The organism is Pseudomonas sp. Sample_11 (genome assembly GCF_004307505.1).
In the GTDB taxonomy this organism is placed as follows: Bacteria; Pseudomonadota; Gammaproteobacteria; order Pseudomonadales; family Pseudomonadaceae; genus Aquipseudomonas; species Aquipseudomonas atacamensis.
This window is the reverse complement of record NZ_RCOD01000100.1, coordinates 1-9,819: the sequence shown is the minus strand read 5'-3', so window position 1 is coordinate 9,819 and position 9,819 is coordinate 1. Positions and strand designations below refer to the sequence as shown.

Below are 9,819 nucleotides of genomic sequence, written 5' to 3'. Positions count from 1 at the left end.
CCGATCATCAAATACTCGGTGGAGTGGTGGAACACCCTGCACCAGGGCGCGACGTTCACCCTCACGGAAAAACCGGCGATGCCAGCGGAAATGTGGCTGCCGCTGCTGCTGACGGTGCTGGGTTTCTACTGCTTCTTCGGCGCCGTGCTGTTGCTGCGCATGCGTCTGGAAGTACTCAAGCGCGAAGCCCGCGCCAGTTGGGTGAAGACCGAAGTGCAGCAGAGTCTGGAGGCGGCGCGATGAGTTTTGCTTCATTCGGCGATTTTCTCGCCATGGGCCATCACGGCCTGTATGTCTGGTCGGCCTACGGCATCTGCCTGGCGGTGCTGGCCCTCAACGTGGTGGCGCCGATTGCGGCGCGCAAGCGTTATCTGCAACAAGAGGCGCGTCGTCTGCGCCGGGAGAACGGCAAGTGAATGCGCTGCGCAAAAAACGTCTGATCATCATTCTGGCGATTCTGGTAGGAGTGGGCGCTGCTGTCGGCCTGGCCCTGAGCGCGTTGCAGGAAAACATCAATCTGTTTTACACACCGACGCAGATCGCCAACGGCGAAGCACCGCAGGACACGCGCATCCGCGCCGGCGGCATGGTCGAGGCCGGTTCGCTGCAACGCTCCAAGGATTCGCTGGACGTCAAATTCGTCGTTACCGATTTCAACAAATCCGTAACCATCGCCTATCGCGGCATCCTCCCGGATCTGTTCCGCGAAGGGCAGGGCATCGTCGCCCTCGGCAAGCTCAACGCCGATGGCGTGGTAGTGGCTGATGAAGTGCTGGCCAAGCACGACGAGAAGTACATGCCGCCGGAAGTGACCAAAGCGCTCAAGGACAGCGGTCAATCCGCGCCGACGCCTGTGAAGGAGGGTTGATCGATGGCCGCCGCACTGTTTATTCCCGAGCTGGGCCATCTGGCGATGATCCTCGCGCTGTGTTTTGCACTCGTCCAAGCGCTGGTGCCGATGCTCGGCGCGTGGCGCGGCGACCGCTTGTGGATGAGCCTGGCGCAACCGGCGGCGTGGGGCCAGTTTGCCTTTCTGCTGTTTGCCTTTGGCTGCCTGACCTATGCGTTCATGACCGACGATTTCTCGGTCGGCTACGTGGCGATGAACTCCAACAGCGCGCTGCCGTGGTACTACAAATTCAGCGCGGTGTGGGGCGCCCACGAAGGTTCCCTGCTGCTGTGGGCGTTGATCCTCGGCGGCTGGACTTTCGCTGTGTCGGTGTTCTCCCGGCAGTTGCCGCAAGTCATGCTCGCCCGCGTCCTGGCGGTGATGGGTATGATCAGCACCGGTTTCCTGCTGTTTCTGATTCTTACCTCGAACCCATTTTCGCGGATCCTGCCGCAGATTCCCGCCGACGGTCGCGACCTCAACCCGTTGCTGCAGGACATTGGCCTGATCGTGCATCCGCCGATGCTGTACATGGGCTACGTCGGTTTCTCGGTAGCGTTCGCGTTCGCTATCGCCGCGCTGCTCGGCGGGCGTCTCGATGCGGCGTGGGCGCGCTGGTCGCGGCCATGGACCATCGTCGCCTGGGCGTTTCTCGGTATCGGCATCACCCTCGGTTCCTGGTGGGCGTATTACGAACTCGGCTGGGGCGGCTGGTGGTTCTGGGACCCGGTGGAAAACGCCTCGTTCATGCCGTGGCTGGTCGGCACCGCGTTGATTCACTCGCTGGCGGTCACCGAGAAACGTGGGGTGTTCAAGAGCTGGACGGTGTTGCTGGCAATCGCCGCGTTCTCGTTGAGCCTGCTCGGCACCTTCCTCGTACGCTCGGGCGTGCTGACTTCGGTGCATGCCTTCGCTTCGGATCCCGAGCGCGGTGTGTTCATCCTGATTTTCCTGCTGTTCGTGGTCGGCGGTTCGCTGACGCTGTTTGCGCTGCGTGCGCCGGTGGTGAAAAGTCAGGTTGGCTTCAATCTGTGGTCGCGTGAGACTTTGCTGCTGGGCAACAACCTGGTGCTGGTCGTGGCTGCATCGATGATCCTGCTTGGCACGTTGTATCCGCTGATTCTTGATGCCATCAGCGGCGCCAAGCTGTCGGTCGGCCCGCCGTACTTCAATGCGCTGTTCATCCCGTTGATGGCGTTGCTGATGCTGGTCATGGCGATCGGCGTGATCGTGCGCTGGAAGGACACGCCAGTGAAATGGCTGGCGAGCATGCTCACTCCGGTGCTGCTCGGCAGCGTCGCATTGGCCGTGGTCGCCGGCGTGGCGTACGGCGATTTCAACTGGGCAGTGATCGCGACGTTCCTGCTGGCGGCGTGGGTGTTGCTCGCCGGCGTGCGCGATCTGTTCGACAAGACCCGGCACAAAGGCCTGATCAAAGGTTTGCCGACGCTGACCCGCAGTTATTGGGGCATGCAGATCGCCCACCTCGGCATCGCCGTGTGCGCGCTGGGCGTAGTGTTGTCGAGCCAGAACAGTGCCGAGCGCGACCTGCGTCTGGCGCCGGGCGAGTCGATGGATCTGGCCGGTTATCAATTCGTCTTCGAAGGCGCCAAGCATTTCGAAGGGCCGAATTTCACCTCGGACAAAGGCACCATCCGCGTCATTCGTGACGGCAAGGAAATCAGCGTGCTGCACCCGGAAAAACGTCTGTACACCGTGCAGAACTCGGTGATGACCGAAGCCGGCATCGATGCCGGTTTCACCCGCGATCTCTACGTCGCCCTCGGCGAGCCGCTGGATAACGGCGCCTGGGCCGTGCGCGTACACGTCAAACCGTTCGTGCGCTGGATCTGGTTCGGCGGCTTGCTCACCGGATTGGGTGGTTTGCTGGCGGCGCTGGATCGGCGTTATCGGGTCAAGGTGAAAAGCAAAGTGCGCGAGGCACTGGGCATGACGGGAGCGGCGGCATGAGGCGTTGGTTGATGTTGTTGCCGCTGGCGATTTTTCTGCTGGTGGCGGTGTTTCTTTATCGTGGGCTGTATCTGGATCCGGCGGAGCTGCCGTCGGCGATGATCGACAAGCCGTTCCCGGAGTTTTCCCTGCCGAGTGTGCAGGGTGACAAGACGCTGACCAAGGCCGACATTCTCGGCAAACCGGCGCTGGTCAATGTCTGGGGCACCTGGTGCATCTCCTGCCGCGTCGAGCACCCGGTGCTGAACAAACTCGCCGAGCGCGGCGTGGTGATCTACGGCATCAACTACAAGGACACCAATGCCGACGCCTTGAAGTGGCTGGCCGAGTTTCACAATCCGTATGCGCTGGATATTCGTGACGACGAGGGTTCGCTGGGCTTGAATCTTGGTGTCTACGGCGCGCCGGAAACCTTCTTCATCGACGCCAAAGGCATCATCCGCGACAAGTTCGTCGGGGTGATCGACGAGCAGGTCTGGCGCGAAAAACTCGCGGCCAAGTATCAGGCGCTGGTCGATGAGGCCAAGCCATGAAGCGTTTTCTCGCAGCAGTGGTGTTGGGCTTGAGCCTGGCCGGTGTCGCCCACGCGGCCATCGACACCTACGAATTTGCCAAAGAGGGCGACCGCGAGCGTTTCCGCGAACTGACCAAGGAACTGCGCTGCCCCAAATGCCAGAACCAGGACATTGCCGACTCCAACGCGCCGATCGCCGCCGACCTGCGCAAGGAGATTTTCCGCATGCTCGGCGAGGGCAAGGACAATCAGCAGATCATCGACTTCATGGTCGATCGCTACGGTGATTTCGTCCGCTACAAACCGGCGCTCAATGCCAAGACCGCGCTGCTGTGGTTCGGCCCGGCCGGGCTGCTGCTCGGTGGTTTCGTGGTGATCGCGCTGATCGTGCGCAGGCGTCGCGGGCAGCGTGCCGAAACGCCGTCATCGCTGTCTGCCGAAGAACGTCAGCGTCTCGACCAACTGTTGGATAAAAACCAAGAATGATTGATTTCTGGCTCGCCGCAGGGCTGTTGCTTCTGGTCGCCCTGAGTTTTCTGCTGATCCCGGTACTGCGCGAACGCCGCGCCCAGCGGGAAGAAGATCGCACCGCGTTGAACGTCGCGCTGTACCAGGAACGGGTGGCCGAGCTGCAAGCGCAGCAGGCCGAGGGCGTGCTCGACGCCGCGCAACTGGACAGCGGTCGCGCGGAAGCTGCGCGTGAACTGCTCGCCGACACCGAAGGCGCCGTCGCGCCGCGTGTCTCGCGTCTGGGTAAACCGTTGCCGCTGCTGGCCGCCGTGCTGGTACCGGTGCTGGGCCTCGGTCTGTACCTGCATTTCGGCGCCGCCGACAAGGTCGAACTGACCCGCGAATTCGCTCAGGCACCGCAGTCGATGGAAGAGATGACCCAGCGTCTGGAACGTGCGGTCGCCGCACAACCGGATTCCGCTGAAGGTCTGTATTTCCTCGGCCGTACCTACATGGCTCAGGACCGCCCGGCAGACGCGGCGAAGATGTTCGAACGCGCCGCCAACCTCGCCGGTCGCCAGCCGGAACTGCTCGGCCAGTGGGCGCAGGCGCAGTATTTTGCTGACGGTAAAAAGTGGTCGGAGCAGATTCAGAAATTGACCGACGAAGCGCTGAAGGCAGATCCGAAGGAAGTTACCAGCCTCGGCCTGCTCGGCATCGCTGCGTTCGAAGGCGAGCGTTATCAGGAGGCCATCGACTACTGGAATCGCCTGCTCGCGCAACTGCCGCCGGATGACAACTCTCGCGCTGCGCTGCAAGGCGGCATTGAGCGTGCCGCCGAACGCCTGACAGCCAGCGGCGGCAAAGTTGCCCCGGCAGCGGCGCCGAAAGCTGCGTTACTGAAAGTCAGCGTGGATCTGGCCAGCGAACTCAAAGGCAAGGTGCAACCGGGCGACAGCGTGTTCATCTTCGCCCGCGCCACTTCAGGCCCACCGGCGCCGCTGGCGGCCAAACGCCTGACCGTGGCTGACCTGCCGGTGACCGTCGAACTGGGCGATGCCGACGCAATGATGCCGCAGTTGAAACTGTCCAACTTCCCTGAAGTCCAACTGGTTGCGCGCATCTCACGGGCCGGTCAACCGACCTCCGGTGAGTGGATCGGTCGCAGCGGCCCACTGGCCAGCAGCACCACCGCGCCACAAAAACTGACTATCGACAGCCCGGACAAGTAACCGGACCCAACAGGAAAGCACTGCCATGCACACCATCGCCCGCATCACAGTCCTCACACTGGCCCTGGGCTTGAGTGCATGTGCGGTACAACGCCCGGAACCGACCACCAGCCTGCCGCCGATCCCGCCGTCCCAGCCAAGCCCAACCCCGTCGACCTCGCCAAGCCCCGGCAAGAGCATCCCGGCCAAACCCGCCAAGCCCGTGCCCCGCACCTCGGCCAGCTTCGCCCCGCCACCGGGCGGCAACAGCCACTGGGACCAGAAGCTCGGCGTCTACGTGCTCGACGACCAGACCAACACCTTCTACCGCCAGCGCACCTACTACCGCTGGAACAACGGCTGGAGCCGCTCGGTCAGCCCCAACGGCCCGTGGGAAGACACCAACATCCACGGCGTCCCGCCGGGGTTGGGCAAGAAGTTCGGGCAGTAAGAGAAACGGCGATCCTGGGATCGCCGTTTTTTTTGCGTCTGATTCTCAGAGAATCGCACGATACTTACCCAACGCCTTTACCGATTCGACCAAGCCTTGCCGTTGGAGAAAGCCAAGATATTTGTCCACCTCCACAGTGGGCGTTTTCAATTGCCGTCGCTGGCTTTGAGCCGCAGCGACGACGGCAGCCGAATCAAGATGAAAAAGGTTTTCCACAAACTCATCCGGGTGCTGAGCTTCGATGCCATATGGCGCGAGGTGACAGGAGGGGAAATCTTTCAGGTTGAACGTCACTATTACATCGGCACCGCATCGGATAGCGGCCGCCAGAACATGGCGGTCGTTCTCATCAGGCAGCGTCAGGCCTGACACCAAGTCTTCATAGCCATCGATACACGCATCTGGAATGGCCAGGTCCATCAATTGCGATGTGCGATCGAGTAGTTCGAGGCTCAGGTCGGACCTGTTCTTCAATAAGTTACGCTTCCATTCGTGGTGTATTTCCTGAGTCCAGCGAGCCCGATACAGCCCGGACAAAGCGAGCCACATCAGAAAATCTCTTAAAGGGGCCGGATATAAAACGCATGCATCGTATACAGCAGTGAAAGAGGAATGCCTCACTCGTATCCTGTCCTTAGCGCCTGTGCCTGCTCCGCGAGAAGCGTCATTGCCTGCTCGCTGGCGGTGTCTCGCCGGGTTTTATATTCCATTAGATCGGCAAAACGCACACGTCGGTGCTTGCCTGTTTTGTGGTAGGAAATCTCACCGCTCTCCAGCAGTTTGATCATGTGCGGACGTGAGACGTTGAGCAGATCGGCAGCTTCCTGCGTGGTCAGCTCCGCGTGGATCGGTACCACCTTCACAGCGTTGCCCTGCGCCAGCGCCGCGAGGATATCGCTCAGCAAGCGCAACGCCGATGTTGGCAGCTCGACGCTGTGGGCTTCGTTCTGTTCATCAAAAATCTGGATTCGCTGAGTTTCAAAACCGCTTGCGAGAAATGCGGTCAGGGCGCGCTGGCCTTCAATCGCGGCTTTGACCTCACGTTCGACGGGCAGATTGATGGCGGATGAAGTAGCGGTGGTCATAAGACAGTTCCAGCATTGTAAGGAAGATCCGCGGACGTTATTCGAATCAAACGAAATTCGCAATAAACGAAACTGGTGCAGGAATACTTTGTAAAACAATCAACCATCACCCCGTCCCATTCTGTGCTTGAGTAAAGATAACTCTAGAGTTACTTTTAATGGGCCAGGCCAAAGAGGCGGTTGGGGCAGAGCAGGCTATTGATGAAGGAGCTGGAGGAGGCGGGCTGGTCGCTGGATCGGGTTGCGGGCAGTCATTACATCTTCACTCATCGTTACAACCCGAACACGATTGCCGTCCCGCATCCGAAAAAGGATTTACCGCTGGGGACAGTCAAAAGCATTCGGCGGCGCGCGGGGTTATTCAGCCCGCCAACCCGTCATGAAGGAGATCCGTAATGCAATATCCCATCTGCATCGAGTGGGGTGACGAGAACACTGCCATCGGCATTCAGATCCCCGATATCCCCGGCGCAGTCACGGTCGGGGACAGCTTTGAGGAGGCTTACAACGCGGCCGTGGAAGTGGCTCACCTCATGCTGCAGGAGATCGCGGCGGCCGGTCAGGCGATTCCGATGCCGACCTCGGCAGCGGCGCATCGCAATCATCCGGATTTTGCCGAGATGGGCTGGGGCATGCTGGAGCTGGATATCTCGCCATACCTGGGCAAGACCGAAAAGGTCAACGTTACGCTGCCCGGCTATGTCATTCAGCGTATTGATCGCTATGTACGCGAGCATAACGTCAAAAGCCGCTCCTCGTTTCTGGCGGATGCGGCGATGGAGAAACTGGTTCGGTATTGAGGGCTGCGCAATTGTGGGAGCGAGCCTGCTCGCGAAAGCGGTGTGTCAGTCGGTGCAAACATGATCTGAACTGACGCCTTCGCGAGCAGGCTCGCTCCCACACTGGTTTTGTGCATTGCAGTGATTCGAAGGTCACCCAAAACCTGTGGGAGCGAGCCTGCTCGCGAAGCTTTTGAAGCCTTAAGCCGTGGCCAATGAAGCGCGTCGTGAAGTGCTCAAAAACCGCAGCAACGCCAGCAGCGGAAAGACGCTGCCGACAATCACGATCCACAACCAGCCGCCATGCTCGTACACCGCGCTGGCCACCGAGGAGCCGAAGGCGCCGCCGATGAAGATGCTGGTCATGTACAGCGCGTTCAAGCGGCCACGACTTTTCGCGTCCAGCGAGTACACCGCGCGTTGGCCCAGGACCATGTTCATCTGCACGCAGAAGTCCAGCACCACGCCGGTCACGGCCAGGCCGATGACGCTGTAGGCCGGGTGAATGAAGGCGGGGAGAAAGCTCAGGCTGGCGAAGAGCATGGCCAGCAGCGAGGCGATGCGTGTGTGACCGGCATCGGCGAGGCGGCCGCTGATTGGCGCGGCGATGGCACCGATGGCGCCCACCAGAGCGAAGATCGCGATTTCGCTTTGCGACAGGCCATGGTTGCGTGCAAGTTCCAGTGGCACGGCGGTCCAGAACAGGCTGAACGTGGCAAACATGCAACCCTGGTAAAACGCCCGCTGACGCAGCACCGGTTGCTGGCGCAGCAGCGTCCACAGCGAGCCGATCAATTGGCCATAAGTTGCGCTGTGATCCGGCTGGCGCTTGGGCACGGTCAGTGCCAGCACCACGCTGATTGCCGCCATCAACGCTGCGGCGATCATGAACATGGCGCGCCAGCCGAGGTGATCGGCGACCACACTCGACACCGGTCGCGCCAACAGAATGCCCAGCAGCAAACCGCCCATGATCCCGCCCACCACGCGACCACGGGACTCTTCCGGCGCCAGATGCGCGGCCAGCGGAATCAGGATCTGCACCGACACCGAGCTGAAGCCGACCAGCAGCGAGATCAGCAGGAACACGTTCGGCTGTTCAGTGAACGCGGCGCCAAGCAGACTGGCGATCGCCACGACCGTGGTGATGATCATCAGCCGCCGGTTCTCCAGCAGATCCCCCAGCGGCACCAGAAAGAACAGGCCCAACGCATAGCCGATCTGCGTCAGCGAGACGATGAAACTGGCCATGGTGTCGGAGAGGCCGATGTCCGGCGCGATCAGGCCGATGATCGGCTGTGCGTAGTAGATGTTGGCAACGATGGCGCCGCAGCAGAACGCGAACAGCAGGACCATGCCTCGGGTCATTGCGTGAGGAGTGGTGGTCATAGGGGATCTCGGGTCGGGCACAGGAAAGCGCTGAGGCTAATGGACAACGTGGACTGGCAGAAGACGTTTTCGGATGATAACTGTTATTACGCCGTGTAATGACCGGTATTCCCGCGCAACAAAAAGGCGACCCGGTGGGTCGCCTTTTGATTTTTCAGATCAAGCCTTACTGCCCGGTATAAATCTGATCAAACACGCCACCATCATTGAAGTGGGTTTTCTGCACCGTGCGCCAGTCACCAAAGGTCTTCTCCACCGAAAGGAAATCGACTTTCGGGAAACGGTCGGTGTACTTCGCCAGCACCGCCGGGTCACGCGGACGCAGGTAGTTGGCCGCCGCAATTTCCTGACCTTCCGGCGACCACAGGTACTTCAGATACTCATCAGCCGCAGCGCGCGAGCCTTTCTTGTCGACCACTTTGTCGACCACCGAAACCGGTGGCTCGGCTTCCGCGGAGACGGTCGGGTAGATGACTTCGAACTGATCGCGACCGAACTCGCGGGCGATCATTTCCGCTTCGTTTTCGAAGGTCACCAGTACGTCGCCGATCTGGTTGGTCATGAACGTGGTGGTGGCCGCGCGGCCACCGGTGTCGAGTACCGGCGCCTGCTTGAACAGCTTGCCGACGAAGTCCTTGGCCTTGTTCTCGTCGCCACCGTTTTTCAGCACGTAGCCCCAGGCCGACAGGTAGGTGTAGCGGCCATTACCCGAAGTCTTCGGGTTGGGCACGATCACCTGCACGCCATCCTTGAGCAGATCCGGCCAGTCTTTCAAAGCTTTCGGGTTGCCCTTGCGGACGATGAACACCGTGGCCGAGGTAAACGGCGCGCTGTTGTTCGGCAGGCGCGTGACCCAATTGTCCGGGACCAGTTTGCCGTTGTCGGCGAGGGCATTGATGTCGGTGGCCATGTTCATGGTGATGACGTCAGCCGGCAGGCCGTCGATCACCGAACGCGCCTGCTTGCTCGAGCCGCCGAAGGACATCTGCACGGTGATGTTTTCGTTGTGCTCGGCTTGCCAGTGCTTCTGGAACGCAGTGTTGTAGTCCTTGTAGAAATCGCGCATCACGTCGTAGGAAA

13 protein-coding genes and 1 pseudogene are annotated in these 9,819 nt (G+C 60.7%); 10 read left to right on the top strand and 4 right to left on the bottom strand.

Going from position 1 to position 9,819, the window contains the following annotated elements:
• From D8U60_RS26110 to D8U60_RS26075, 8 genes and pseudogenes are all read left to right on the top strand, one after another.
• A pseudogene (locus D8U60_RS26110) lies at positions 1-243 on the top strand (heme ABC transporter permease); the annotation flags it as partial.
• Positions 240-416 (top strand): heme exporter protein CcmD, encoded by a 177-nt coding sequence (gene ccmD, locus D8U60_RS26105; RefSeq protein WP_016771045.1) that lies wholly within the window; start codon positions 240-242, stop codon positions 414-416. The pseudogene D8U60_RS26110 and the gene ccmD, both read left to right, overlap by 4 nt.
• Positions 413-868 (top strand): cytochrome c maturation protein CcmE, encoded by a 456-nt coding sequence (ccmE, locus tag D8U60_RS26100; protein ID WP_016771044.1) that lies wholly within the window; start codon positions 413-415, stop codon positions 866-868. The genes ccmD and ccmE overlap by 4 nt, the downstream gene beginning before the upstream one ends.
• 3 nt (positions 869-871) lie before the next feature.
• Positions 872-2,860: a heme lyase CcmF/NrfE family subunit gene (locus D8U60_RS26095; RefSeq protein ID WP_041479622.1), complete on the top strand. Its 1,989-nt coding sequence runs from the start codon at positions 872-874 to the stop codon at positions 2,858-2,860.
• Positions 2,857-3,393: a DsbE family thiol:disulfide interchange protein gene (locus D8U60_RS26090; RefSeq protein WP_024012128.1), complete on the top strand. Its 537-nt coding sequence runs from the start codon at positions 2,857-2,859 to the stop codon at positions 3,391-3,393. Before D8U60_RS26095 ends, D8U60_RS26090 begins: the two co-directional genes overlap by 4 nt.
• Positions 3,390-3,860, top strand: coding sequence for a cytochrome c-type biogenesis protein (locus D8U60_RS26085; protein WP_016771041.1), 471 nt, complete (start codon positions 3,390-3,392; stop codon positions 3,858-3,860). The genes D8U60_RS26090 and D8U60_RS26085 overlap by 4 nt, the downstream gene beginning before the upstream one ends.
• A complete protein-coding gene (gene ccmI, locus D8U60_RS26080; RefSeq protein WP_130901294.1) occupies positions 3,857-5,056 on the top strand; it encodes a c-type cytochrome biogenesis protein CcmI in 1,200 nt (399 codons plus the stop codon). Before D8U60_RS26085 ends, ccmI begins: the two co-directional genes overlap by 4 nt.
• A gap of 25 nt (positions 5,057-5,081) precedes the next feature.
• Positions 5,082-5,486, top strand: a complete 405-nt coding sequence (locus D8U60_RS26075) for a hypothetical protein (RefSeq protein WP_016771039.1) — start codon at positions 5,082-5,084, stop codon at positions 5,484-5,486.
• A gap of 45 nt (positions 5,487-5,531) precedes the next feature.
• Here D8U60_RS26075 and D8U60_RS26070 read toward each other — a convergent pair whose 3' ends face one another.
• Both D8U60_RS26070 and D8U60_RS26065 read right to left on the bottom strand, forming a co-directional pair.
• Positions 5,532-6,107, bottom strand: a complete 576-nt coding sequence (locus tag D8U60_RS26070; protein WP_110601111.1) for a PIN domain-containing protein — start codon at positions 6,105-6,107, stop codon at positions 5,532-5,534.
• Positions 6,104-6,571, bottom strand: a complete 468-nt coding sequence (locus tag D8U60_RS26065) for a helix-turn-helix domain-containing protein (protein WP_110601113.1) — start codon at positions 6,569-6,571, stop codon at positions 6,104-6,106. Before D8U60_RS26065 ends, D8U60_RS26070 begins: the two co-directional genes overlap by 4 nt.
• A 201-nt stretch (positions 6,572-6,772) precedes the next feature.
• Here D8U60_RS26065 and D8U60_RS26060 point away from each other — a divergent pair, with 201 nt between their 5' ends.
• On the top strand, positions 6,773-6,967 hold the full coding sequence (locus D8U60_RS26060; protein ID WP_130901293.1) for a type II toxin-antitoxin system HicA family toxin: 195 nt from the start codon (positions 6,773-6,775) through the stop codon (positions 6,965-6,967).
• Positions 6,967-7,371, top strand: a complete 405-nt coding sequence (locus D8U60_RS26055; RefSeq protein ID WP_130901292.1) for a type II toxin-antitoxin system HicB family antitoxin — start codon at positions 6,967-6,969, stop codon at positions 7,369-7,371. Before D8U60_RS26060 ends, D8U60_RS26055 begins: the two co-directional genes overlap by 1 nt.
• 180 nt (positions 7,372-7,551) lie before the next feature.
• Here D8U60_RS26055 and D8U60_RS26045 read toward each other — a convergent pair whose 3' ends face one another.
• The gene (locus tag D8U60_RS26045; protein ID WP_024012134.1) at positions 7,552-8,739 is read right to left on the bottom strand and encodes an MFS transporter; all 1,188 of its coding nucleotides are present in this window, start codon (positions 8,737-8,739) and stop codon (positions 7,552-7,554) included.
• A 166-nt stretch (positions 8,740-8,905) separates the two neighbouring features.
• On the bottom strand, positions 8,906-9,819 hold a 914-nt coding region (locus tag D8U60_RS26040), incomplete at its 5' end, for a sulfate ABC transporter substrate-binding protein (RefSeq protein WP_130901290.1).

Excerpts from the sequence above, each read along its gene's own strand:
- D8U60_RS26055 (WP_130901292.1), top strand. The coding sequence starts at position 6,967 with ATGCAATATCCCATCTGCATCGAGTGGGGTGACGAGAACACTGCCATC.
- D8U60_RS26075 (WP_016771039.1), top strand. The coding sequence starts at position 5,082 with ATGCACACCATCGCCCGCATCACAGTCCTCACACTGGCCCTGGGCTTG.
- D8U60_RS26065 (WP_110601113.1), bottom strand. The coding sequence starts at position 6,571 with ATGACCACCGCTACTTCATCCGCCATCAATCTGCCCGTCGAACGTGAG.
- D8U60_RS26085 (WP_016771041.1), top strand. The coding sequence starts at position 3,390 with ATGAAGCGTTTTCTCGCAGCAGTGGTGTTGGGCTTGAGCCTGGCCGGT.
- D8U60_RS26060 (WP_130901293.1), top strand. The coding sequence starts at position 6,773 with ATGAAGGAGCTGGAGGAGGCGGGCTGGTCGCTGGATCGGGTTGCGGGC.
- ccmI (WP_130901294.1), top strand. The coding sequence starts at position 3,857 with ATGATTGATTTCTGGCTCGCCGCAGGGCTGTTGCTTCTGGTCGCCCTG.
- D8U60_RS26090 (WP_024012128.1), top strand. The coding sequence starts at position 2,857 with ATGAGGCGTTGGTTGATGTTGTTGCCGCTGGCGATTTTTCTGCTGGTG.
- D8U60_RS26045 (WP_024012134.1), bottom strand. The coding sequence starts at position 8,739 with ATGACCACCACTCCTCACGCAATGACCCGAGGCATGGTCCTGCTGTTC.
- D8U60_RS26095 (WP_041479622.1), top strand. The coding sequence starts at position 872 with ATGGCCGCCGCACTGTTTATTCCCGAGCTGGGCCATCTGGCGATGATC.
- ccmD (WP_016771045.1), top strand. The coding sequence starts at position 240 with ATGAGTTTTGCTTCATTCGGCGATTTTCTCGCCATGGGCCATCACGGC.